We start from the raw sequence: 23,702 nt of genomic DNA, 5'->3' as shown, positions 1-23,702 counted from the left end.
TGAGGACCTTTTCACAGAAGGTGTTGTTCGCTCTCGCGATCGTGCTCGGGTGCAGTCTGACCGCCGCCGGGGTGGTGTTCGCCACGACGGAGCCCACCTCGGCCACTCAGCAGGCTCCCACCTGCGCGCCCAGAGCCAGCTGAACGCCACGACTACCGGACGGAGAGGCGCATGCTGGCCTGGTTGTCGGCCGGACGGCGATCACCCACCTGCGACGACCGCACCACGGCCAGCGTCTTCACCGGCCTGCGCGGGGCGCGGAAGGCGAGAGTGAACCGCACCTTCCGCCCCGCCTCCACCCGGCGCAGCGCGCACACCACCTGACCGGCACTCGTGTCGCACCTGGCACCCTCGGCCGACAGCAGGCGCGCGCCGTCCGTCGTGAACGAGACCTGGGCGTCGCGCACCGGACGCGGGCCGCGGTTGCGGACCGTGGCCGCCATCGACAGGCCCGCTCCCCGCTTCGGCCTGCCCCTGAGCCGCACGCCCAGGTCCGCGCCGGGGGCCACGCCGGTGTCGAGGGTCACGACGTTGTCCAGCGGGTCGGGGTCCTCGACCGCCGAGGAGATGGTCGCCAGCAGCCGCAGCGGACCCCTCGCACCCGGCCTGACGATCCCGTTGATCGTCACCCCGCCGGTCCCTCCGGCGATCACGTCCGTGTCCGAGGGGCAGACCACCTCGCTGACCGTACGGCCAGGGCGGCACGTCGCCACGTCCACGCCCAGGATGTCCACCTCGGCCGGGACGTTCACCTTCAGCACCGGAAGCACCGCGTCCCCCGGACCGTCGTTGCGCACCTGGACCCGGTAGCTGATCAGCTGGCCGGGCTGGGCGGTGGACGGGCCGGCCGACACGGTCACGGACAGATCGGCCCTGCCCCCTCCCCCGTCGGCCCGCACGGCCATCGGGCCGCTCAGGACCACCACGCCGACCAGGCCGGCGAGCACCCTCACCGGAACGCATCCCATGCCCACCAGTCCCCCGTCACCTCGATTCAGGGCGCCCATTCTGCCGCCCTGACCTGGGCAAACCCCTCCACCGACACGCGCGTCCGCTAGGTGGCTTCGGGGCCGGACCAGACGTCCTCGACGTATCTGCCCGAGGCGATGAGCCCCTCCAGCCAGGCCTCGCCCCGCTCGGCGTCGCCGCCCGTCGCCGCCCGGTGGACGCCCACGAAGGCCGCGCGCACGCCGGGCGCCATGTGCCGGCCGTCGCCGCAGACGTAGACGCGGGCGCCGTCGCTCAGCGCCTGCCACACCTCCGCGGACTCGCGCAGGATGCGGTCCTGGACGAAGTGCACGCCGTCGACCGGCGCCTTGGAGAAGGCGGGCCGCATGCTGACCACGCCCGCCGACTCGGCCGCCTCCAGCTCCGCGCGGTGGAGGTAGTCCACGTCCGGGTCGTCGCAGCCGAAGTAGCACAGCAGCGTGCCCGACGCCCCGCGGTGCAGCCGGTCCCGGATGACGCCGCGGAAGGGGGCCAGCCCCGTCCCCGCGGCGACCAGGATCGCGGGCGCGCTCTCGTCCTCCAGCAGCCGGTACGGCTCGGGCCCCGGCAGCACTCTGGCGTGCAGCACGTCGCCCTCGCGCGTCGCCGCCAGGTACGCGGAGGCGATGCCGTCCGCGAGCGGCGAGACCATCAGGTCGACCGTGCCCGGCTCGGCCAGCGCGGAGGAGGAGACGGAGTAGGTGCGCGGCCGGAGCATCGTGGCCAGGTCGAGGTAGCGGGCGAAGGGCAGGTCGCAGGCCGCGTACTCGGCCAGCAGATCGAGCACGCCGCGCCCGCCGTGCTCCCCCGCGGCCAGCGCGCGCCGCTGGTGGGGGCACGAGGTGTGCTCGGCCAGGACCGCCACCTGCTCGGGCGTGGCGGGCCCGCGCAGGTCGAGGACCTCCGTCAGCAGCCGGCGAATCGTCAGGGGCTCGTCGACGGGCAGCCGCGTGTGCCGGCTCGCCCTGATCCTGACGGTCCTGTCGAGATCAAGCCCGAAGCGTACGGCGGCCGCTTCCACCAGGTGCGGGGGGTTCTGCGGCAGGAGCGCGAAGTGGTCGCCGGTCCGGTAGGCGACGCCGTCGGGCAGCGCGAGGCGCAGATGGAGCTTCGGGCGGCCGAGCGGGGCCAGGTCCTCGGCGGCGAGCACCCGCATGGGCAGCACGCCGTACGCCTCCGACCGCCAGTCCGCGACCTCCTCGACGCTGTGCATCGGCCGCCCCTCGTCGTCGGGCTCGGCACCGCCGTACTCCTCCAGGAGCCTGCGCCACAGGCCGCCCGCCCAGCGGTCGACCGCTCCCGCGAAGTCACCCGAGACGTCCGCGACCCCCCGCTCCACCAGCGGTACGGCTCCCGCCGCCCGGAGGCGGTCGTCGACCAGCGTCGGGATGCGCTGGTAGGTGGCCGACCAGTTGCGGTCGCCCACGCCGAGCAGCGCGTAGCGCACGCCGTCCAGCGAGCCGGGCTCCAGGCCGGTCAGCCACTCCACGAACGCGCCCGCGTCGTCGGTCGGCCTGCCGTTGTAAGAGGCGGTCACGATCACGACGGGCTCACCCGTGGCCGGCAGCCCGCCCTTCGCCTGGTCGAGCGAGGCGACGGTGGCGCCGAAGCCGTACGCGCGGCCCTGTCCGGCCAGGTCGTGGGTGATTCCCGCGCAGGTTCCCATCGTGGAGCCGTGCAGCACGGTGATCGCCGTCCCCGTCGCGACCTTCCCCTGCGGCGCGCCGGTGTCCACGTCCTCAGACGCGGCTCGCCTGGGCGCGGGGGTGCGCGGGGCGACGCGGAGGGTGAACCCGTCGGGCTTGAGGGTGAGCGTCTCCTTGATGGCGAGCTGGTAGTCGTCGTGGTCGACGAGGCGGAAGCGGTGGACCAGGAGCGCGAGCACCAGCGTGGCCTCGTGCAACGCGAACTGCCTGCCGATGCAGGCGCGCTCGCCGCTGCCGAACGCCTTGAACGCGTGGACCGGCCTGGCGTCCTCTCGCTCGGGCGCGAACCGCTCGGGATCGAAGAGCTCGACGTTGTCGCCCCACGCGGGATCGCGGTGCAGCTGCGAGGTGAGCACCATCAGCGTCTCGCCCTTGCGCACCTCGTAGCGCCCGCCGATGACGGTGTCGGCCAGCGGCTCCACGGCGAAGGCGGGCGCGGTGGGGAACAGTCGCAGGCTCTCCATGATCACCTGCCGGATGTAGCGCAGCTTGCCCACGTCGCCGAAGCCGGGGTCAGGTTCGGAGTCCCCCCAGAGCGCGTCCACCTCCTCCTGCGCCCTGGCCAGCGCGGCCGGGTGCTTGGCCAGGTTGTAGAGCGCGAACGACAACGCCCCGCTGGTGGTCTCGTGCCCCGCGACCAGGAAGGTGATCACCTGGTGGCGCACGTTGAGGTCGTCCAGGGGATCCGCCGAGTTCAGCATGCGGCCGAGCAGGTCGTCGGTACGCCGGTCCCCCGTCGCCCTGCGGCGCCTGATCAGCTCGTCCACGAGCTCGCTCATGTACGCCAGGTCGGCCTTGTACCGCGCGGTGCGCCTGGCGTACAGGAAGCCGAGGCCGGGGACGAACGTCGCCTTGGCCTGGGCGTAGGCGAGGGCTCTGACCAGTGCCTCGACGAAGGGATGCGGCTCGTCGCTCTCGAAGGAGGCGAAGTCGTAGTCGAAGCCGCACAGCCCGATCGTGTCCAGCGTGAGCCTCGTCATGTCGGCGGCGACGTCGACCGGGGTGTCGCCGGCCCGTTCCCACTTCGCCAGCAGCCCTCTGGCCACCTGCTTCATCCTCTCGTGGTAGCCGCGCATGGCCCCGAGCGAGAACGACGGCAGCAGGATGTCGTGGGCCTTCCGCCAGTTCGGTTCGTCGTTGTAGGCGGTGAACAGCCCGTCGCCGCCGAGCTCCCGCAGGTTGACCAGGTCGTCGTGGACGTTCTTGCGGAACCTGGACTCGTCGCAGAGCTCGGAGACCAGGTCGAGGCCGGAGACGAACGTCATCTCCCGGCCGAAGAAGTCGATCCGGTAGATGGGACCCCATGCGCGGGCCAGCCGCAGGAGGTAGGCGACCGGCCGGTCCACCGGGATGCTCAGCCCGTGGCCGACCAGCGGCAGACCGGGCGGAGAGGGCAGCTTCATCGTCATACCGCGGAGGCTAGCCGAGACTTTGTCGTTCGACAAAGTCGCTCGAAACAGTCTGGCGACGGTAAGCTGGCCGCCATGCCCCACGTCTCCGCCGCCGAACGGCGTCCCCAGCTCGTCGAAGCCGCCATCGACCTCATGGCGCGAGAGGGGGTGGCGGCTGGCAGCACCAGGGCGGTCGCCGCCGAACTGGGCGTGGCGCAGGCGACCGTGCACTACACGTTCGGCTCCAAGCAGGAGCTCTACCGCGCGGTCCTGGAGGAGCTCACGCGCGCGCTGGTCGAGCAGGTGGCGGCGGCCACCCCGGCCGAGGCGGGCTTCGAGGAGACGTTCGACGCCGTGGTCGAGGCGCTCTGGCACACCGTCCAGGCGCAGCCGCGGCGGTACCTGCTGCTCATGGAGCTGCACACCCACGCCCTGCGCGACCCTTACCTGCGTGAGGTCGTCGTGGGGTACGTCAGGGGCCTGGACGAACTGGCGTCACAGCTGGTCGCGGACGCCGGCGCCCGCACGGGACAGCACCTCGCCCAGCCGCCCCTCACGGTGGCCAGGTTCTTCCTGTCCGCCTTCGACGGCATCGTGCTGCGCTTCCTGACCGACGACGACGCCGAGAGCGCCGCGACCGCCCTCCGCCGGCTCCGGCAGGCGGCCCTCGCCCTGGCCACCTCGCCTTGACAACTGTTCCGCCGCGACGCCCGGCCTGCGGCGACGGTGGACGTGCCACGAAACGCCTGGACGCGGTGTGGGATGCGATGGGCCACGGTCGGGCCGTCCTACCGCCGCGTGGACCGTCCCCAATGCACGAAGGCGAGGCCCATGCCGGGATGGGCCTCGCCTGCCGTACCGAAGAAGCTAGATCAGGCCGAGCTCGCGGACCGCGTCGCGCTCCTCGATCAGCTCGGCGACCGAGGCGTCGATGCGCTCGCGGGAGAACGCGTCGATCTCCAGCCCCTGGATGATCTCCCACTTGCCGTCCACCGAGCGGACCGGGAAGGAGGAGATGAGGCCCTCGGGCACGCCGTAGGAGCCGTCGGACGGAATCGCCGCGGAGGTCCAGTCGGTGCCGTTGATCCAGTCGTGGACATGGTCGATGGCCGCGTTCGCCGCGGAGGCGGCCGAGGAGGCACCACGGGCCTCGATGATCGCCGCGCCGCGCTTGGCGACGGTCGGGATGAACGTGTCGCGCAGCCACTCGGGGTCGACCTGCTCGGCGGCGACCTTCCCGCCGACCTCGGCGTGGAACAGGTCGGGGTACTGGGTGGCCGAGTGGTTGCCCCAGATCGTCATGTTCTTGATCTCGGTGACCGGCACCTGCAGCTTGGCGGCCAGCTGCGACAGGGCGCGGTTGTGGTCGAGGCGGGTCATCGCGGTGAAGCGCTCGGCGGGCACGTCGGGCGCGTGCTGCTGGGCGATGAGCGCGTTGGTGTTGGCCGGGTTGCCGACGACCAGGACCCTGATGTCGTCGGCGGCGTGGTCGTTGATCGCCTTGCCCTGCGGGCCGAAGATGCCGCCGTTGGCGCCGAGCAGGTCGCCGCGCTCCATGCCGGCCTTGCGCGGCATGGCGCCGACCAGCAGGGCGACGTTGGCGCCATTGAAGGCGACGTTGGGGTCGTCGGTGATCTCGATGCCGGACAGCAGCGGGAAGGCGCAGTCGTCGAGCTCCATCGCGGTGCCCTCGGCCGCCTTCACCGCCTGCGGGATCTCCAGCAGGCTCAGCTTGACCGGGACGTCTGCGCCGAGCAGCTGGCCCGAAGCGATGCGGAACAGCAGGGCATAACCGATCTGTCCGGCAGCTCCGGTGACGGTTACCTTGACGGGCGCGGCCATGGCCTTCCCCTAACTCAGAAGAATCGAATCGTGACGTCTGGATGTTACTCGCTCGTCATCGACAGGCTTCCATCACGGGTACCTTCAGATCCGCCCTGAACTCAACATTGCCAAAATGAGTGGCGACGAGCTGCGCGATCACGTTGTTCGCGATGAGGTCGGAGATCGCGCCCTTGACCGCCTCGCAGCCGCGCAGGTCGCCCTTCCTGATGCCGACGGCGTAGCGCTCGTCGCTCAGCGTCGCGGGCAGGATGCGGTAGCGGGCGTTCTCCCTGTTGGCGAAGCCGGCCAGCAGCAGGTCGTCGCCCGCCACCGCGTCGACCTTGCCCGCGGCGAGCTTCCTGATGCAGTCGGCGTAGTTGCTGGCGGTGACGGTGACCATGTCGACCATCTTCTGCACCTTGCCGACCGCGGTGCTGCGCTGGTCGCACAGCTTGCGGCCCTTGAGATCGGCGGGCTTGGCGATCTTGCTGTCTCCGTCGCGCACCAGCACGGCCTGATGGGCCACGATGTACGGCCCGGCGAACTGCACGTCGCTGTCGTCGATGGAGTAGGTCGCCACCACGAGGTCGACCCGTCCGCCGGCAAGCGCGTCGTCTCGTTCGTCCCTGGGGAGGACGACGAAGGTGATGCCGCTCTCCGCGACGCCGAGCGCCTTCGCGACGCGCTTGGCCACGTCGATGTCGAGGCCGGAGAAGGACCCCTCGGTGGCCTCGTAGCCGACCCCGGGGACGTCGCCCCGCACCCCGATCGTGAGCCTGCCCGTGGCCGCCGCCCTGTCGACGACCGAGTCGCCGGTGGGGGCCGGGTCGGGGCCGCGCTCGCTGCCGAACGCGACGGGCCAGCCGTACTGCATGGCCGCCACCGCGAGCGCGGCGACCAGGAGCAGGGCCACGACCAGCGCCACCCACGGGGTCACCGGTTTGCGCCGCCGCGCCGCAGGCGCGGCGGGCGGCGGCTGGGTCATGAACCCCGGCCCGGACACGGGCTGCTGAGCGGGCACAGGATGCTGACCGGAGACGGGGTGCTGACCGGAGACGGGGTGCTGACCGGAGACATGCTGCTGACCGGAAACGGGATGCTGACCGGAGACGGGATGCTGACCGGACACATGCTGCTGCACGGGCCCGGGCTGCGGAGCCCGGGTGGGGTGCGAGGCCGTCGTGGGTCGCCGGGCGGGCGGCCTGGTCGACGACTGCGTGGCGGACGCCTCGGCGACGGTCGTGGGGAGGCGCGCCATCGGCGTGGTGTCGTCGCTGGCGATCTTCACGCCTTCGCTGAGCACCGCCGTGGAGGCGCTCGCCGTACGGGCGGGGTGCCCGAGCAGGCGCAGCAGGATCTCGTCGGCCGAGGGCCGCGCGCGGGGGTCCTTGGCCAGCGCGGCGGCCGCCACGCCGCGCAGCGGCTCGGGCAGCGTGCTGACGTCGACCTCGTGGTTGAGGATGCGGTTGAGCACGACCGCGATCGAGTTGCCCTCGAAGACGGTCACGCCCGTCGCCGCGTAGGCGATCGTCGCGCCCCAGGCGAACACGTCGGTGTAGGGCCCGATGTCGTCGCCAGCGATCTGCTCGGGCGCCATGTAGGCGGGCGTGCCGATCGCCCTGCTGGTGATCGTGCCCGTCGAGTCGATGATCCGCGCGATCCCGAAGTCGACCACCCGGGGCCCGTCGGCCGCGATGAGCACGTTGTCAGGCTTGAAGTCGCGATGGATGATCGAGGCCTGGTGGATCGCGGTCAGCGCGGTCGCCGTGCCGATCGCCAGCCGCTCCAGCGCCTGGCCGGTCAGCGGGCCGTCGCTCTCGACGATGTCCCTGAGCGAGAGGCCGTCGATGTACTCGCTGGCGATGTACGGCGTGTTGCCCTCGAGATCCGCCTCGACCACGCGGGCCGTGCAGAACGAGGCCACCCGCTGGGCGGCCTTGAGCTCCCTCGCGAAGCGTGACCTGGCAGTCGTGTCGCCACTGAACTTCACGTGCAGCAACTTGATCGCCGCACGCTCCCCCTGGTTGTCGGTCCCCAGGTAGACGATCCCCTGACCGCCCTCCCCGATGCGCCCGGACAGCGTGAACGAGCCCAGCTGGCTGGGATCGCCCGCCATCAACGGCGCGATCTGCGGCATGCGTCATCCCCACGTTGGCTTCGGCCTGACGACGAAAACTTTACGACGCTCAGGATCCTCTCAGGGAACCGTTAACCGTTCGTGACGTCACAGTTGGTGGTCGCACGCCGCGCTGATCGCGCGGTCCTGCCACGCCCCGCCTGGTCGCTGTCATCGCGCGCGTCAACGGTCACGGGCCTCTCGTCATCGGGGCTACAGAATGACATTCTGGAGCTCATGTACGACATCGTGCTGTTCGGAGCGAGCGGGTTCACCGGTGCGCTCACGGCGGAGTATCTCGCCGAGGCCGTCCCGCCCGGTTGCCGCTGGGCGCTGGCCGGGCGTAACCGTGCCAAGCTCGAGGCGCTCGGTCACGACGTCCCTCTCCTGCACGCCGACGTCACCGACCCCGCCTCCCTCGCCGCCGTCGCCGAGCAGGCGCGCGTGGTCGCCACCACCGTCGGCCCCTACATCAGGTACGGCGAGCCGCTCGTCAAGGCGTGCGCGCGGGCCGGCACGCACTACGTCGACCTGACGGGCGAGCCCGAGTTCGTCGACCGGATGTTCGTCCGCTACGACGGCATGGCCAGGAGCACCGGCGCGAAGATCGTGCACGCCTGCGGCTTCGACTCCATCCCCTACGACCTCGGTGTCCTCTACACCGTCAACCAGCTGCCCCGTGGCGTCCCGCTGCGGATCAGCGGCTTCGTCAGGAGCAACGGCAGGGCCTCGGGCGGCACCGTCCACTCGGCGGTGACCGCGCTGTCCAGGGTCAGGCAGATGGCCGAGGCGGGCACGCAGCGGCGGTCGGCCGAGATCCGTCCGAAGGACCGCAGGATCAGCTCCCGGCCGGGCGGCCTGCGGTACGTCGGCGGATGGGCGCTGCCCATGCCCACGATCGACCACCAGATCGTCGCCCGCTCGGCCCGCGCCCTCGATCGCTACGGGCCCGACTTCGCCTACCGCCAGCACTTCGCGGTCAGGCGGCTGCCCACGGCGCTGGGCCTGGCGGCGGGGGCGGGGGCGCTGGCCGTCCTGGCTCAGGTTCCCCCGGCCCGCGGCTGGCTGATCGGCAGGATCGGCGCGGGCGAAGGGCCGACGCCGGAACAGCGGGAGAAGAGCTGGTTCACCGTCACCTTCCTCGGCGAGGGCGGCGGGGAGCGCGTCGTCACCGAGGTCTCGGGAGGCGATCCCGGTTACGGCGAGACGGCCAAGATGCTCGCCGAGTCGGCGCTCTGCCTCGCCTTCGACAACGTGCCCGAGGTCGCGGGCCAGCTCACGACCGCCGTCGCGATGGGACAGCCGCTCATCGACCGCCTCCACCGCGCGGGCCTCACGTTCGGCACCCGCCGAGGCTGACGTTTCGCCAGGGCTCCTCGTGCGCCGGGTCGGCAGCGAACTGGGTCTTGCCTTCGAAAAAACGGTGTGACATGTTACACATCACGTAGCCCATCGCGGCCAGCCGGATGTTCGGGGGCCCGGCCCTACCGCGCTCCATCCCCCAGGAGTGGCGATGAGAATCGCGAAATCCCTGCTGAAGGCGGCTGCCGTCGCCCTGGCGCTCGGTCTGGGAGCGGGCGGCCTCGCCCCCGCCTCCTATGCCGACTCCGTCGAGTTATCCGCGGCGGCCCCGCCCTCCGCGGTCGCCGCCAAGACCGAGGCCACGGTCACCGCGTCCGCCGAAACCCCCGCAGTCGCCGAAGCCCCCGCACTCGCCGCGCGCGCCGAGGCCGCCGGGGCGACGCCAGGCCGGCCCCCGTCTGGCGAGGAGCCGCCGCCCGCGGGTGACGCCACGGCCGCCAGCCCGCACCGGCAGGCCGAGCCGCTGCGCGCCACCGAGCTGCCGCCGCTGGCCGAACCCCACGAAGAGACCAGGCGCGACTACCACGACCCCGCCGCGCTGAAGCCCACCCGCCCGCGTCCCTCCGCCCGTTCGCCGAAAGCGGCGGCCTGCGACGTCACCGTCTTCACCACCAGGACGGGCGACGCGCTCGTGGCGGCGATCAAGGCGGCGCCGGTGTCGTGCGTCAACACGCTGTTCGCGCTGACGGGCGCCGACGCCCACGGCGCCTTCCGCGAGTCGCAAATGATCACCGTCGCGAACGCCCTGCGAAGCGCCGCCCCCTCCTACCCCGGCGACAACTCCACCTCCGCCGGCCAGGTCCTGCTCTACCTGCGCGCCGGCTATTACGTGCAGTGGTACAACCGGGACGCGGTCGGGCCGTACACCGAGAACCTGCAGGTCCCCGTGCGGGCGGGGCTCGACGCCTTCTTCGCCGCGCCCGCCTCCAGGACCGTCTCCGACGCCAACGGAGAGGTGCTCACCGAGGCGGTCATCCTGACCGCCAGCTCCGGAGAGAACGCCCGCTACATCCCGGTCATGAAGCGCCTGCTCGACTCCTACGACAGCGCCCACAACGCCTCCTGGTGGATGCGCAACGCCGTCTACGAGGCCTTCAACACGATCTTCCGCGGCCACTGGCGGCCCGACTTCGTCGCAGCCGTCGCCGCCGACCACGGCCTGCTCCACTCCCTCAGGGCCTTTGCCGAGAACCATCTGGACCTGCTCGGCACCGACTCGGCCTTCATGACCGTCAACGCCGGGCGGGAGCTGGCCAGGTTCCTGAGCCACGCCGAGCTGGTCGCGACCGTCAGGCCGATGGTGAAGGCCATGCTCGAGGAGTACTCGATCACCGGCAGGACCGCCCCGCTCTGGATCGGCATCGCGGACGTGACCTTCGACAGCGTGCCCGCCGACTGCGCCTTCTACGACGTGTGCGACCTGCCCGCCAAACTGAAGGCCGTGGCCCTGCCGCTCACCCACACCTGCGGCCCGGCCCTGCGCATCCTGGCCCAGGACATGACCGCCGCGCAGTTCGCCACGACCTGCGCGAGCCTGGCGAACCAGGACGCCTTCTTCCACGACCTGGTCGACTCCGGCGGCCGGCCCGTCGCCGGCGACGGCAACGCGACGCTGGAGGTGGTCGTCTTCGACTCCAGCGCCGACTACCGCACCTACGCGGGCCCGATCTACGGCATCGACACCAACAACGGCGGCATGTACCTCGAGGGCGACCCGGCCGCGGCGGGCAACCAGGCGCGGTTCATCGCCTACGAGGCGACGTGGGAGCGCCCGGACTTCGCGGTGTGGAACCTCAACCACGAATACACGCACTACCTCGACGGCCGCTTCGACCTGCACGGGAACTTCGGCTCGCCGACCACGCCCGTCGTGTGGTGGAGCGAGGGGCTGGCCGAGTACGTCTCGTGGTCCTACCGCGGCCTGCCCAACACCACCGCCTACACCGAGGCCGCCAAACACAGCCACACACTGCGCGAGCTCTTCGACACCGCCTACGGCCAGGGCGAGAACCGCATCTACGTCTGGGGCTACCTCGCCGTACGCTACATGCTCGAACGGCAGCGCGCCGAGGTCGCCACGCTGCTCGGCCACTACAGGACGGGAGACTGGAGCGCCGCGGGCGGCCTGCTGAGGTCGCTGGATCACGAGGCCGACTGGCGCGCCTGGCTGACCGCGTGCGCGGCGGGCGCCTGCGCCGAACCGCCCGCCCTGCCCGACTGTCCAGGCGACGACCCGCGTCGCATGGGCGAGGACTGCAAGCGCACCGGCATCGGACACACCGTCCAGAACTACGCCTACTTCTACCTGTGGATCCCGCCGGGCGTGACGAGGCTCAAGGTCACCTCCTCGGGCGGCACGGGCAACGCCGACCTGTACGTCAAGAGGGCGGGATGGGCGACCGCCACCTCCTATGACGCCAAGTCCACGGGTCCTGGCACCGCGGAGAGCCTGGTGGCCGACGTCCAGCCGAACAGCTGGAACCACGTCAGCCTGTACGGCGTGACGAACTTCAGCGGCGTCACGCTGACCACCGAGTACTGACGCTCGCGAACGGGCGCGCCTGGGGTCTTCCCGGCGCGCCCGGTCAACCTCATATGAACGTTCATATCCCCCTGTTCTCCCCTGGAGAACAGCCGTCCGCCGATGTGGTTCACCAGGTCGACCTGCTGCTGAACCCCGCGGAGAGCTCGATCGTCCTGGGCAGGATCCAGTACGGCAGGTCTAGTACGGCAGGGCGCGCGCGGCGAAGTGCTTGCGCAGGAAGGGCGCCTTGAACTTCGGGTAGGCGACCGTCTGCGGGTCGCCGTCGGAGGTGTAGCGCTGGTCGGCGTTCTGGTTGAGCCAGTCGAGCCACGCCGTCGAGCAGAACTGCGCGCAGTCGCCCTTCTTGTCCATCGCCCTGATCCTCGGGATGCCGAGCGGGTCGAAGTTCTTGTTGAACGGCGCGGGCGCGGGCGTGTATCCGGCGAGGAACACCCCCGCGTGGTTGTAGGTGACCCCGCCGCTCTTGCCGGTGCGCGCCCAGTCCTTCTTGCGCGGCTGGTTGCCGTACGGCAGCGCGAGCGTGGCGGGCGGCGGCCCGTCGAGCGCGGTGATCAACTTGTGGCCGGCGGCGATCTCCTCGACCACGGCCTTCTGCGGCTTGCCCGCCAGGTTGAGGTGATCGCGGGTGTGGTTGCCGATGTCGAAGCCGTTCTGCTTCAGCCACAGCACCATCTGCGCCTGCTCTTCAAGCGTGGACTTGCCGAACATGTCGCGGGTCACGTAGAAGGTCCCGACGGCACGGAATCCCGGGTTGCGCTTGGCGACGTCCTGCAGGATCTGGACGGCGGTGCCCTGCTTGGGCTGGCCGAGCTCGTCCAGCGTGAGCTGGGAGGGGGAGGAGTCGTCGAAGGTCAGCACGACGGCGTGCTTGCCCGCCGGGATGTCGATCTTACCCATGGCGTACTCGGCGGCGGTCACCGGCACGTAGCCGTCCTTGACCAGGCGCTCGAGGTCGGCCCTGAACTGCGCGGGGGTGCGGTCGTCCTGGGTGGTGGGCTTGTCGACCACCCGATGGAACATGATCACGGGAACCTGGCCGAGCTCGTTGGCCTTCACCTTGGCCGCGGCCGCGACCTTGGCGGCCTTCGCCTGCCGGAGCACCGCCGCATTGTCCACCTGCGGCTTGGCGACCGTGGTGTCGCTCCCCCCGCCGCCACAACCGGCGGCCAACGCGCCGATCGCTACCAGTCCCGCACCCAGCACCCGCATGACAACCCCCGAAGATCGACTACGGAGTGCTCTTACCCGAATACGGGGCGTGAATGACCCTTGCTCGGGTATGAAATCCGCCAGGAGGTGTCACGTCACCGGTTCACGGACGACAGGCGAGCAGCATGGGTACCCGCGAGTGCTTCTCGACGAGAGCGCCGAGCGGGGCGGAGAGGTAGCCGAGCATGCGAAGGACGGATCGGTGGTCGGCTTCGAGATGACGATGGTAGATCGGCCGATGATGGGCGATCCGGTTACGGAAGAGCCGAAGGGATTCCAACTCACGGTGCAGCCGTAGCCTTCTACGGTCGGTGTATCCCGGCAGCGCGCGTCTCAGCCCCCCGTACCAGAGAGGATGCTCGTAGGCCGGCCCGAACAGCGCGACCCAGAACCCGAAAGGCAGTCTCGCCACCACGTCATCCGGTGTCCACGAGGTCGTGAAGCGGTCGAGCTTGTCCTCCACCGTGGCGATCATGTCCGCGCCCGCATGGTGGAGCGTGAGGGTCGACCACCAGTCGACGCGACCGAGTTGCTCCTGAAGCCGGTGATGGACGGCGTTGCGCAGCCCCACCTCGACGAACTGGAGAGCTTCGTAGAAGGCGCTCGAAATCTCGGTGTTCCAGCAGTGAAGGCGCAGCGCCGCCTCCCGATCCCCATGGCGGGCCGCGTGATACTCGGCCAGCCTTGCCGCCGAGAACCAGGCGATCTCTGGAGACATGCGCTTCTCCTTTCGCAATTGTTCCACTACACTGGGTCACGTAAGCCCCGGACAAGCTTCCACCGCAAGGTGCGCCCCGGGGCACTGCTTTTTTCGGAGCACTTCCGCGAACTCCGAGTAGCGATCACTTTACTCTGCGTTGACCTCTCACGCATGCGAAAGGGCCGCCCGTGGGCGGCCCTCAAGCGGAGAAGACGGTCAGGCCATCTTCTTCTTCAGGTTCTCGTCCAGCGCCGCCAGGAAGTCCTGGGTGGTGAGCCACTTGGCGTCGCCGCCGACCAGGAGGGCCAGGTCCTTCGTCATCTGACCGCTCTCGACGGTCTCGACGCAGACCTGCTCCAGCTTCTCGGCGAAGTCGCTCACCGCGGGGGTGTTGTCGAGCTTGCCGCGGTGCTGCAGGCCACGGGTCCACGCGAAGATCGAGGCGATCGGGTTCGTGGAGGTGGGGTTGCCCTTCTGGTGCTCGCGGTAGTGACGGGTCACCGTGCCGTGAGCGGCCTCGGCCTCGACGGTCCGGCCGTCGGGGGTCATGAGGACGGAGGTCATGAGACCCAGCGAGCCGAAGCCCTGCGCGACGGTGTCGGACTGGACGTCGCCGTCGTAGTTCTTGGCCGCCCAGACGTAGCCGCCCTCCCACTTCATGGCCGCGGCGACCATGTCGTCGATGAGGCGGTGCTCGTAGGTGAGCCCCGCGGCCTCGAAGTCGGCCTTGAACTCGGCCTCGAAGACCTCCGCGAAGATGTCCTTGAAGCGGCCGTCATAGGCCTTCAGGATCGTGTTCTTCGTGGACAGGTAGACGGGGTAGCCGCGGTCGAGGCCGTAGCGCATCGAGGCGCGGGCGAAGTCGCGGATCGACTCGTCCAGGTTGTACATCGCCATGGCGATGCCGGGGCCGGGGAAGTCGTACACGTCGAGCTCGATCGGCTCGGAGCCGTCCTTCGGCGTGTAGGTGAGGGTCAGCGTGCCCTCGCCGGGAATCTTCAGGTCGGTGGCGCGGTACTGGTCGCCGAAGGCGTGACGACCGACGACGATCGGCTTGGTCCAGCCCGGCACCAGGCGCGGCACGTTCGACATGATGATCGGCTCGCGGAAGATGACACCGCCGAGGATGTTACGGATGGTCCCATTCGGGGACTTCCACATCTTCTTGAGGCCGAACTCCTCCACCCTGGCCTCGTCCGGGGTGATGGTCGCGCACTTGACGCCCACCCCGTACTTCTTGATGGCGTTGGCGGCGTCGATGGTGACCTGGTCGTCGGTGGCGTCGCGGTGCTCGATGCCGAGGTCGTAGTACTTCAGATCGACGTCGAGGTAGGGAAGGATCAGCTGGTCCTTGATGAACTGCCAGATGATCCGGGTCATCTCGTCGCCGTCAAGCTCGACGACGGGGCCCTCTACCTTGATCTTGGGCATGCGTATGGTTCCCCTTCGTGAAAATATGGGTTGAGGTTATCTGAGGCGTGGTCACTGCCCGAAAAGGGCCAGGAGTCTCGCCTTCAGGTCGGGGTACTCCAGGAACAGCGCGGTGACGACCAGCGCGGCTCCGAGCACCGCCAGGGTGGGGACATCGATGTTCTTCGCTCGTACGGCAAGCGCCCCGCCGTACCCTGCGAAGCGGACCGCGGCCGCGACCAGGAACACCGCTCCCAGCGCGAACCCGCCCCATTCGGTGTCGACCAGGAAGATCGCGAGCACGCCAAGAGCCGCACCCGCCAGTACCAGCGGGTACGGCCCCCAACGCTCACCGCTCGGGCTCATGTCCACATTCGCCGAACGCTCCGGCCCGGCTCATCTCTCGTGCTGATGGTCGCGTTCGCGCGGGCCTCCGTTGGCATCGACGGCCTCGCTCTCTCCGACCCGGCTCATCGCTCGTCAATAGGCTTCCACTTCTGGTCACGCTCCCCGATGTACTCACTGTCCGGGCGGATCAGGCGGTTGTCCGCGTGCTGCTCGATCACGTGCGCGGTCCATCCGGACATGCGGCTGATCGAGAAGACCGGCGTGAACAGATCGGTCGGGATGCCAAGGTAGTGGTAGACGGTGGCGGCGTAGAAGTCAACGTTCGGATAGAGGCCCTTCGTCTCGAAGACGACCTCCTCCATCTCCTTCGACATCCGGTAGTAGGTGTCGTCGCCCGACGCCGTGGCCAGTTCCTCGGACATCCTGCGAAGGTGCGTCGCGCGCGGGTCCTCGGTCTTGTAGACGCGGTGGCCGAAGCCCATGATCTTCTCGCCCGCGGCCAGCTTGTCGCGTACCGACTGGGCCACCTGCGACGGGTCGAGCGACTCCAGCGTCTTCATGACCTGCTCGTTCGCGCCGCCGTGCAGCGGGCCCTTCAGCGTGCCGATCGCGGCGACGATGGCCGAGTGCATGTCGGACAGGGTCGCGGCGCAGACACGGGCGGCGAACGTGGAGGCGTTCATCGTGTGGTCTGCGTGCAGGACCAGGCAGGCGTCGAAGATCTCGACCTGGCGCGCGGTGGGATGCTCTCCGGTGACCTGGAGGAGGAAGTTGCCCGCGATGCTGAGGTCGGGGTCGGGCTCGGGCAGACTGCCGCCGGTGCGCGCGGCGTGGTAGCGGGCGACCAGGACCGGCTGCTGGGCGGTCAGGCGGGCGGCCTTGCGCAGGTCGGCCTCGGCCTCGATGGAATCCCTGTCGGGATCGTCGGCGCTGGCGAGGGAGACGAGCGTGCGCAGCCCCTCCATCGGTTTCTGCTTCTCGGCCACCTCGGAGATGTTGGCCGAGACCAGGACGCCCAGCTCGCGTCCGCTGACGAGTTCGGCGCCGTAGGCGGCCAGCTCGTCGCGGGTGGGCAGCTTCCCCCGCTGCAACAGGTGGGCGGTCTCTTCGAACGTCGCGCGGCCCGCCAGGTCATGGATGTCATATCCACGGTAGAAGAGGCGACCGGCCTTCCCGTCGATGTCGCTCAGCGCTGTGGACGCGGCGACGACATCGGCCAGGCCTTTTGTGGGCTTGTCCGCCATGTGTGTTTCCTCCGCTTATCTTCGCCCGAAGTCTACCCGTGAGCAGGTAAAACCGGCCGCAGAGGTCCAGACCAATTTCACGCCGGATTCTCCTTATGGCAAAGGCGATTCCGCATCCCTTCGTCTGGGTAAGCCGGAGCTGTAGTAACAGTAACGGCGGGCTACCTGGGGAGGAACTGCCGTGGAGGGGCCCTTCATACGCATCGAGGACACTGGCGAGGTGGTCCCGTTGCGTCCAGAGATCACGACTGTGGGAAGGGGCCGCGGTGTCGACATCCGGCTGACCGACCCGAGCGTGTCTCGGCTCCACGCTGAGTTCGTACGGCGCGGACCGTACCTGTATGTCGTTGACCTGGGTCTGTCCCGCAACGGCACGCGGGTGAACGGGAGGCCGATCGCCCGGAGGGTCCTTGACGACGGCGACGTCGTCTCCTTCGGCGCGGCGCGCGGGCGCATCGGCGGAGTGCCGCGCGAAGACTTCACACCCGAGGTCGAGCTGCGCAGGGCCGCCGCGCCCGAGCTGACCAGGCGAGAGGTCGACGTGCTCACGTCGCTGTGCCGGCCGGCGCTCTCGGACGAGGCGTTCGTCGCCCCCGCGACGGCCCGCGAGATCGCCGACGACCTGGTCGTGACCGAGGCGGCGGTGAAACAGCACCTGCTCAGGCTCTACCAGAAGTTCAGGATCCCCGAGGGCACCAACCGCCGCACGCGGCTGGCCAACGAGGTCGTGGCGCTGGGCCTGGTCAGGCCGACGCCGGTGGTGCCGCCGCAGCGTTCTGGAACGTCCCAGGAGAGCCAGCCGGCGGGTCGCCGAGCTTCCTGACCCGAACGGCGACCGGTGCTTCGGCGAGGGGTTCCGGCAGCCTGAGTGGTCCGGATCCCGGGGTGATGGTGCCGAGCACGCGCGGGCCCGACGCGCCCGTGCAGCTCGGCACCGTGGCCGGCAGGCCGTGCGCGGTCAGCCAGCCGAACAGGGAGAACGCGATGGCCTCCTTGGCGTCCGAGGGGATGCCGAGGGCGTCACTGGGCACCAGCTCGGCCTTCGTCATGGCGGCGAGCATCCGCATCAGGGTCGGGTTGCGCACGCCGCCGCCCGACACGATGACGGTGTCGAGCCGGTGCCTGTCGATCTCGTCGGCGACCGTTCTGGCGGTCAGCGCGGTCAACGTCGCCACGAGATCGGCCTTCGGCAGGTCCGAGGTGACGTAGCCGGGCGTGAACAGCTCCTTGCCGGTGGTCTTGGGCGGTTCCTCGCGGTAGTACGGCTCGGCCAGGAGCTCCGCCAGCAGCTTCTCGTCGACCGTGCCCGCCGCCGCCAGCGCGCCGTCCCTGTCGTACGGCGCAGCCGCCGCGTCGATCAGCGCGCACGCCGGGCCCGTGTCGTAGGCGACCTCCGGCGTGGTGAGGTTGGCGATGCCGCCCAGGTTGAGCGCCCCGCCCCTGCCTCGCAGCCCCCCGATGAGCAGCTGGTCGAGGTAGGAGACCAGGGGCGCGCCCTGTCCGCCCGCCGCCACGTCGCGCACGCGCAGATCCGACACCACGGGCAGGCCGGTGCGTTCGGCGATCCACGCGGGCTGGCCGAGCTGGAGCGTTCCGCGCACCCGGCCGTCGGCGACCCAGTGGAAGAGGGTCTGGCCGTGCGAGCAGACGAGGTCGGCCGCGCCCGCCGAGTGCGCCGCGTCGGCGAAGGCCTGGCCGATGAGCGTGTCGAGCGCGCAGACCTCGCCCATGGAGACCTGGGCGGGCGGGAGGGCGGCCAGGAGGCGGGCTCTCAGCTCGGCCGGGTACGGCGTCTCGCCGGTGTGGACGATCACCCCGGTGAGCGTGCCGTCCTCCATCGACCAGTCGACGATCGCGCTGTCGATGCCGTCGTGGGAGGTGCCGGACATCAAGCCGAGAACCCGCATGAGGACCTACCTGACCTGTCGCCCGCGGCTGGGACGGCTGGTCCTGCTGACCCGGTCGACCGCCACCGCGTAGTAGTGGTCACCCTTCTTACCGTCGGGGTCGGTCCAGGTCACGTGCTTGTCCGCGGGCACGACGGCGACCAGGTGGCGGGCGTCGTCGAAGGAGCCGAGCCTTTCGGACGACCTGAAGATCGCGTAGTTGAACGGCACGTCGTGACCGTGCGCGACGATCTTGACCTCCACACCGCCCTCTCCGAGCAGCGCGTGCGCGAGCACGGGACGGCTGGGCCCGCGGCCGTCGGCCAGCCTCGGCAGCAGGGGCGCGAGCGCGGGCCGCTGGTAGTGGTCGCGCACCGCCGTGCTGATCGAGCCGATGCGGTCGACGCGCAGGTCGTTGGCGTTGTACCAGATGTCGCCGCCGATCTGCGGGTGCGACCTGTTGAGCGTGAGGTGCCTGGACAGCTCGGCGGGGTCCTGCCACTCCTTGGCCTGGGCGGGGTCGCCGGCCTTGTAGGCGGCCTGGCCGATCCACAGCATGGTGCCGGTGCCGTCGGCCACGTTCGACCACCACGGGACGAGCTTGGAGTAGTCGGCGGGTGGCTGGCCGATGTACCAGTAGAGCTGGGGCGCGATGTAGTCGAGCCAGCCCTTCTTGACCCAGCCGCGGGTGTCGGCGTGCAGGTTGTCGTAGGACTGCCCGCCGTTGGTCTCGGAGCCGAGCGGGTCGCTGGCCTTGTTGCGCCAGATGCCCGAAGGGCTGATGCCCCACGCCACCTCGGGCTTGGCCTCGCGCACCCGCTGCTGCATCTCCGAGACCATCAGGTCGACGTTGTGCCGCCGCCAGGAGGCCAGGTCGGGGAAGCCCGCGCCGTACTGGGCGAAGGTGGCGGCGTCGTTGAAGGCCGTCGTGTTGGTCGGGTAGAAGTAGTCGTCGAAGTGCAGGCCGTCGATGTCGTAGCGGGTGAGCGCGTCGAGCATCGCGTCCTGGCAGAACTTCCGCACCTCGGGCAGGCCCGGGTTGTAGTAGAGCTTGCCGCCGAACGGCAGGATCCACTCGGGGTGCTGCCTGCCCGGGTGGGAGGGGTGCAGCTTCGAGGGGTCGGCCTGCATGGAGACCCGGTAGGGGTTGAACCACGCGTGGAAGGTGAGCCCCCGCTTGTGCGTCTCCTCCACGGCGAAACCGAGCGGGTCGTAACCGGGGTCCTGCCCCTGGACACCGGTCAGGTATTGCGACCACGGCTCGTACGGCGACGGCCAGAAGGCGTCAGCCGTGGGCCTGATCTGCACGAACACCGAGTTGAGCTTGCGCGAGACCGCCAGGTCGAGCCACGCGAGATACTCCGCCTTCTGCTGGTCGGCGCTCAGCCCCGGCTTCGACGGCCAGTTGATGTTGACGACGGAGGCGATCCACATGCCGCGCATCTGGCGCAGCGGTGGCACGTAGTCGGGCTCGGCGAAAGCGGGAAGCGGGACGACCGAAGCGGCCGCGGCGAGGGCGAGACCCTTCAGGACGGTCCTTCTAGTGGGCATGGGGGGCGCCTCTCGGGGGAGGTGGTTGTGTTCGAGGGCGACGATGGCAGAAAATTACCTTCAGATCAATAATCGTGAAGGAAAATGCCGCCATGAGCAGGCGTCGCCGTCTGGCCATGAGGCCGAAGAAGGAGGTCTCGTGACCGACCTGTACCGACTCGCCATGGCGGTCCTGCAGCCCGGGTTCGAGGGCGTCACCGCCCCCGACTGGATGCGGAAGGCGGTGGCCGACGGCCTGGGCGGCGCGGTGCTCTTCGCCCGCAACGTCTCGCCGGGCACCGCCGAGCTGGTGGCCGGGCTGCGCGCGGAGAACCCGGGCGTGGTGATCGCCATCGACGAGGAAGGCGGTGTCGTCACCAGGCTGGAGGCCCGCGAGGGCAGCTCCTTCCCCGGTAACAGGGCCCTCGGCGTGGTCGACGACGTGGCGCTGACCGAGCGGGTGGGCCGCCAGATCGGGCGGCTCCTCGCCGAGGCGGACATCACGCTCAATTACGCGCCCTCCGTCGACGTCAACTCCAACCCGGCCAACCCGGTGATCGGCATCCGCTCCTTCGGCCCGACGGCCGACCTGGTCGCGCGCCACTCCGTGGCCTACATCAAGGGGGTGCAGGCCGCGGGCGTGGCGGCCTGCGCCAAGCACTTCCCCGGGCACGGCGACACCGTCGCCGACTCGCATCTGGAGCTGCCCACCGTGCACGCCTCCTTCGACCAGCTGCGGGCCCGTGACCTGCCGCCCTTCGAGGCCGCGATCAAGGCGGGCGTCCGGGCGGTCATGTCGGGGCACCTGCTGATCCCGGCGCTCGACCCGGCGGGGCCGGCGACGCTGAGCCGTACCATCCTGACCGGGTTGCTCCGCGAGGAGCTGGGCTTCGACGGGATGGTGGTCACCGACGCGATCGAGATGAAGGCCGTCGCAGCGATGTACTCTCCCGGCGAGATCGCGGTGCGCGCGCTCAGCGCGGGCGTGGACGCGATCTGCGCGGGACTGCTCACCGAGCAGGGTCTGTACGAGATCCGCGACGCGATCGTGGCGGCCGTCCGCGACGGATCGCTGCCTGAGGAGCGCCTGGCCGAGGCCGCGGGAAGGGTCGCGGCCCTCTCCGAGTGGCACGCCGCGCGGCGGGCGAACGTGGCGGCCGACGACGAGGCGGGGATCGAGGCGGCCCGCAGGGCACTCACCGTCACGGGCACGGCCAGGCTGACCGGCGCGCCGCTGGTCGTGGAGGTCAACACGCGGCACAACCAGGCGATCGACCCCGACACGCCCACCGGCCTGGCCGCCGCGCTCGGCGAGCTGCTGCCCGGCACCACGCGCGTCGGCAGGCTCCCCGCCGAGCTCGACGACCGGCCCCTGGTGCTGGTCATCCACGACGCGGCGCGGCACCCGTGGGTGCGGGAGACGGTGGCCGAGGCCGTACGGCGCCGCCCCGACGTGATCGTCGTGGAGACGGGCATCCCCGCCGAGCCCGTGGGGGCCACCTATGTCGCCACGAACGGCATCTCCAAGGTCTCGGCGCAGGCGGCCGCCGAATGGCTGACCCGATGAACGAGCCCGTGAACCCGGTCTCGCAGGTGCGGGCGGTGCTCCCGTCCCTCACGCCCGCGGCCCAGGCCATCGCCAAGATCATCCTGGACGATCCGGGCGTGGTGGTGCGCAGCACGATCACCGAGTTCAGCGCGGTCTCGGGCACCAGTGAGGCGACGATCGTGCGCACCGCCCGGGCGCTCGGCTATTCCGGCTACTCCCAGCTGCGCTTCGCGCTGGCGGGCGCGGTGGCAAGGGAGACGCCCGAGCGGCTGGTGCCCGGCGACCTCGGTCCCGACGACCCGCTCACCGACGTGATCGCCAAGGTGACCAGGGCGGAGGTCGACGCGCTGTCCGACACCGCCGAGCAGCTCGTGCCCGAGCAGCTGGGTGAGGTGGTGGCGGCGATCGCCACCGCGCGCAGGATCAACGTCTACGGCGTCGGCGCCTCGGGTCTGGTGGCGGCCGACCTGGCGCACAAGCTCATGCGCATCGGCCTGTCCAGCCACCCCTTCAGCGACGCGCACCTCGCGCTGACCAGCGCCGCGCTGCTGCGTGAGGGGGATGTGGTGGTGGCAGTGAGCTGCTCGGGCGAGACCACCGACGTGATCGTGCCGACCAGGACGGCCAAGGAGTCGGGCGCGCTGGCGGTGGCGATCACCAACAACCCGCGCTCGTCGCTGGCCCAGGTGGCCGACCACGTGCTGGTGTCGGCGGGACGGGAGACCGCCTTCCGCCCCGGCGCGCTGGCCAGCAGGATCAGCCAGTTGCTGATCGTGGACTGCATCTTCGTCGGACTCGCGCAGCGCACCTTCGACAGTTCGGAGACGGCCCTGCGCGCGACCAGGGATGCGCTCAAGGTTTTCCGGACCCGATGAAGGAAATTTTCATCTATAGTCAGAGCTGATTAGATTTTCGCCATTCCACGGGGGAATCATGTTGCGCGATCTCGTCACCGAGCAGCAGCTGCCCGGCCTCGACGACCTCGACGGGCTCAGCACGCTCGATCTGGTCAGGCGCATGGGCGAGCAGGACGCCCTGGTCCCCGCCGCGGTCGCGGGGCAGTCGGCGCAGATCGCCGCCGCCGTGGACGCCGTCTCGGCGCGGATGCGGGACGGCGGCAGGCTCATCTACCTCGGCGCCGGCACGGCGGGCCGCATCGGCATGCTGGACGCCAGCGAGTGCGGCCCCACCTTCGGCACGACGCCCGAGGAGGTCTTCGCACTGATCGCCGGGGGGCCTTCGGCGTTCGCGGTGGCCGTCGAAGGGGCGGAGGACTCCGCCGAGCTGGCCGTCTCCGACCTGACGAAGGTGTCGCTGTCGGCGGCCGACGCTGTGGTCGGCATCTCGGCCAGCGGGCGCACGCCGTACGCGGTGGGCGGGGTGCGGCACGCCAGGGCCATGGGCGTGATGACGGTCGGGGTCGCCTGCAACGCGGGCTCGCCGCTGGGCGCGGCGGCCGAGATCGCCATCGAGGTGGTGGTGGGGCCCGAGTTCCTGACCGGCTCGACCCGGCTCAAGGCGGGGACGGCGCAGAAGCTGGTCTGCAACATGATCTCGACGCTGACGATGGTCAGGCTGGGGCGCACGCACGGGAACCTGATGACGCACCTGGTGGCCTCGAACGAAAAGCTGTGGGCGCGGGCGCACGACCTGGTCTCGTCGATCACGGGGCTGCCGGACGCGGAGGTCGAACCGGCCCTCCAGACGGCCGAGGGGTCGGTGCCTACCGCGGTCATCATGCTCCTCACCGGCGCCGACCCCACCCAGGCGCGCGCTGCCCTCGCCCGGTCCTCCGGCAACCTCCGGTCGGCGCTGCGATCGTTTTGATGCTGTACGGCTACCAGCCGCCCTACGCGCCTCCGTCGGTCACCGGTGACCGTCCCTCACGGGCGCGT

Annotated in this window: 18 protein-coding genes; 7 read left to right on the top strand and 11 right to left on the bottom strand. The window is 70.3% G+C overall.

Annotated elements, in window-relative coordinates; genetic code table 11:
* Positions 1-152: 152 nt before the first annotated feature.
* Positions 153-953, bottom strand: a complete 801-nt coding sequence (locus H4W81_RS41230; RefSeq protein WP_192779747.1) for a COG1361 family protein — start codon at positions 951-953, stop codon at positions 153-155.
* Between the two features lie 101 nt (positions 954-1,054).
* On the bottom strand, positions 1,055-4,102 hold the full coding sequence (locus H4W81_RS41225; RefSeq protein ID WP_192779746.1) for a bifunctional cytochrome P450/NADPH--P450 reductase: 3,048 nt from the start codon (positions 4,100-4,102) through the stop codon (positions 1,055-1,057).
* Between the two features lie 75 nt (positions 4,103-4,177).
* Here H4W81_RS41225 and H4W81_RS41220 point away from each other — a divergent pair, with 75 nt between their 5' ends.
* The gene (locus H4W81_RS41220) at positions 4,178-4,774 is read left to right on the top strand and encodes a TetR/AcrR family transcriptional regulator (RefSeq protein ID WP_192779745.1); all 597 of its coding nucleotides are present in this window, start codon (positions 4,178-4,180) and stop codon (positions 4,772-4,774) included.
* A gap of 177 nt (positions 4,775-4,951) precedes the next feature.
* On the opposite strand, the gene H4W81_RS41215 is transcribed toward H4W81_RS41220, so the two are convergent.
* On the bottom strand, positions 4,952-5,926 hold the full coding sequence (locus tag H4W81_RS41215) for a malate dehydrogenase (RefSeq protein ID WP_192779744.1): 975 nt from the start codon (positions 5,924-5,926) through the stop codon (positions 4,952-4,954).
* A gap of 55 nt (positions 5,927-5,981) precedes the next feature.
* Positions 5,982-8,045, bottom strand: coding sequence for a serine/threonine-protein kinase (locus H4W81_RS41210; RefSeq protein ID WP_192779743.1), 2,064 nt, complete (start codon positions 8,043-8,045; stop codon positions 5,982-5,984).
* A gap of 216 nt (positions 8,046-8,261) precedes the next feature.
* On the opposite strand from H4W81_RS41210, the gene H4W81_RS41205 reads away from it, so the two are divergent.
* Positions 8,262-9,383 carry a saccharopine dehydrogenase family protein gene (locus tag H4W81_RS41205; protein WP_192779742.1) on the top strand — a complete coding sequence of 374 codons (1,122 nt, stop codon included), beginning with the start codon at positions 8,262-8,264 and terminating at the stop codon, positions 9,381-9,383.
* 154 nt (positions 9,384-9,537) lie between these two features.
* Positions 9,538-11,928, top strand: coding sequence for a M9 family metallopeptidase (locus tag H4W81_RS41200; RefSeq protein WP_192779741.1), 2,391 nt, complete (start codon positions 9,538-9,540; stop codon positions 11,926-11,928).
* Positions 11,929-12,108: 180 nt separating this feature from the next.
* Here the strand turns inward: H4W81_RS41200 and H4W81_RS41195 are convergent, their stop codons facing one another.
* From H4W81_RS41195 to H4W81_RS41175, 5 genes are all read right to left on the bottom strand, one after another.
* Positions 12,109-13,140 carry a polysaccharide deacetylase family protein gene (locus tag H4W81_RS41195; protein WP_192779740.1) on the bottom strand — a complete coding sequence of 344 codons (1,032 nt, stop codon included), beginning with the start codon at positions 13,138-13,140 and terminating at the stop codon, positions 12,109-12,111.
* A 103-nt stretch (positions 13,141-13,243) separates the two neighbouring features.
* Positions 13,244-13,876 carry an Abi family protein gene (locus tag H4W81_RS41190; protein WP_192779739.1) on the bottom strand — a complete coding sequence of 211 codons (633 nt, stop codon included), beginning with the start codon at positions 13,874-13,876 and terminating at the stop codon, positions 13,244-13,246.
* Between the two features lie 180 nt (positions 13,877-14,056).
* Complete coding sequence (locus H4W81_RS41185) at positions 14,057-15,271, bottom strand: NADP-dependent isocitrate dehydrogenase (protein WP_192779738.1); 1,215 nt, start codon at positions 15,269-15,271, stop codon at positions 14,057-14,059.
* A 51-nt stretch (positions 15,272-15,322) separates the two neighbouring features.
* On the bottom strand, positions 15,323-15,616 hold the full coding sequence (locus H4W81_RS41180) for a DUF3017 domain-containing protein (RefSeq protein ID WP_192779737.1): 294 nt from the start codon (positions 15,614-15,616) through the stop codon (positions 15,323-15,325).
* Between the two features lie 104 nt (positions 15,617-15,720).
* On the bottom strand, positions 15,721-16,842 hold the full coding sequence (locus H4W81_RS41175) for a citrate/2-methylcitrate synthase (protein WP_192779736.1): 1,122 nt from the start codon (positions 16,840-16,842) through the stop codon (positions 15,721-15,723).
* Between the two features lie 181 nt (positions 16,843-17,023).
* Here H4W81_RS41175 and H4W81_RS41170 point away from each other — a divergent pair, with 181 nt between their 5' ends.
* Entirely contained in the window at positions 17,024-17,665 is a 642-nt protein-coding gene (locus tag H4W81_RS41170; RefSeq protein ID WP_183650508.1) for an FHA domain-containing protein, read from the top strand.
* Here the strand turns inward: H4W81_RS41170 and H4W81_RS41165 are convergent.
* Complete coding sequence (locus tag H4W81_RS41165; protein ID WP_192779735.1) at positions 17,586-18,749, bottom strand: anhydro-N-acetylmuramic acid kinase; 1,164 nt, start codon at positions 18,747-18,749, stop codon at positions 17,586-17,588. The genes H4W81_RS41170 and H4W81_RS41165 overlap by 80 nt on opposite strands.
* Before the next feature lie 6 nt (positions 18,750-18,755).
* Positions 18,756-20,279 (bottom strand): glycoside hydrolase family 10-like protein, encoded by a 1,524-nt coding sequence (locus tag H4W81_RS41160; protein ID WP_192779734.1) that lies wholly within the window; start codon positions 20,277-20,279, stop codon positions 18,756-18,758.
* Positions 20,280-20,418: 139 nt separating this feature from the next.
* Between H4W81_RS41160 and H4W81_RS41155 the strand changes: the two genes are divergently transcribed.
* From H4W81_RS41155 to murQ, 3 genes are read left to right on the top strand one after another with little or no spacing between them, the layout of a single operon-like run.
* The gene (locus H4W81_RS41155) at positions 20,419-21,825 is read left to right on the top strand and encodes a glycoside hydrolase family 3 protein (protein WP_318782397.1); all 1,407 of its coding nucleotides are present in this window, start codon (positions 20,419-20,421) and stop codon (positions 21,823-21,825) included.
* Positions 21,822-22,682 carry a MurR/RpiR family transcriptional regulator gene (locus tag H4W81_RS41150; RefSeq protein ID WP_192779732.1) on the top strand — a complete coding sequence of 287 codons (861 nt, stop codon included), beginning with the start codon at positions 21,822-21,824 and terminating at the stop codon, positions 22,680-22,682. Before H4W81_RS41155 ends, H4W81_RS41150 begins: the two co-directional genes overlap by 4 nt.
* Before the next feature lie 58 nt (positions 22,683-22,740).
* Positions 22,741-23,634, top strand: a complete 894-nt coding sequence (gene murQ / locus H4W81_RS41145) for an N-acetylmuramic acid 6-phosphate etherase (protein WP_192779731.1) — start codon at positions 22,741-22,743, stop codon at positions 23,632-23,634.
* The last annotated feature ends 68 nt before the right edge of the window (positions 23,635-23,702 follow it).

The sequence above is a fragment of the Nonomuraea africana genome, from assembly GCF_014873535.1.
Lineage (GTDB): Bacteria > Actinomycetota > Actinomycetes > Streptosporangiales > Streptosporangiaceae > Nonomuraea > Nonomuraea africana.
Note: the sequence above shows the minus strand (reverse complement) of the source record. Positions and strands in the feature narration are given on the sequence as shown.

Coding starts and splice junctions, on each gene's coding strand:
- H4W81_RS41225 (WP_192779746.1), bottom strand. CDS start 4,102: ATGACGATGAAGCTGCCCTCTCCGCCCGGTCTGCCGCTGGTCGGCCAC.
- H4W81_RS41185 (WP_192779738.1), bottom strand. CDS start 15,271: ATGCCCAAGATCAAGGTAGAGGGCCCCGTCGTCGAGCTTGACGGCGAC.
- H4W81_RS41200 (WP_192779741.1), top strand. CDS start 9,538: ATGAGAATCGCGAAATCCCTGCTGAAGGCGGCTGCCGTCGCCCTGGCG.
- H4W81_RS41165 (WP_192779735.1), bottom strand. CDS start 18,749: ATGCGGGTTCTCGGCTTGATGTCCGGCACCTCCCACGACGGCATCGAC.
- H4W81_RS41210 (WP_192779743.1), bottom strand. CDS start 8,045: ATGCCGCAGATCGCGCCGTTGATGGCGGGCGATCCCAGCCAGCTGGGC.
- H4W81_RS41180 (WP_192779737.1), bottom strand. CDS start 15,616: ATGAGCCCGAGCGGTGAGCGTTGGGGGCCGTACCCGCTGGTACTGGCG.
- H4W81_RS41215 (WP_192779744.1), bottom strand. CDS start 5,926: ATGGCCGCGCCCGTCAAGGTAACCGTCACCGGAGCTGCCGGACAGATC.
- H4W81_RS41205 (WP_192779742.1), top strand. CDS start 8,262: ATGTACGACATCGTGCTGTTCGGAGCGAGCGGGTTCACCGGTGCGCTC.
- H4W81_RS41220 (WP_192779745.1), top strand. CDS start 4,178: ATGCCCCACGTCTCCGCCGCCGAACGGCGTCCCCAGCTCGTCGAAGCC.
- H4W81_RS41175 (WP_192779736.1), bottom strand. CDS start 16,842: ATGGCGGACAAGCCCACAAAAGGCCTGGCCGATGTCGTCGCCGCGTCC.
- H4W81_RS41195 (WP_192779740.1), bottom strand. CDS start 13,140: ATGCGGGTGCTGGGTGCGGGACTGGTAGCGATCGGCGCGTTGGCCGCC.
- H4W81_RS41150 (WP_192779732.1), top strand. CDS start 21,822: ATGAACGAGCCCGTGAACCCGGTCTCGCAGGTGCGGGCGGTGCTCCCG.
- H4W81_RS41160 (WP_192779734.1), bottom strand. CDS start 20,279: ATGCCCACTAGAAGGACCGTCCTGAAGGGTCTCGCCCTCGCCGCGGCC.
- murQ (WP_192779731.1), top strand. CDS start 22,741: ATGTTGCGCGATCTCGTCACCGAGCAGCAGCTGCCCGGCCTCGACGAC.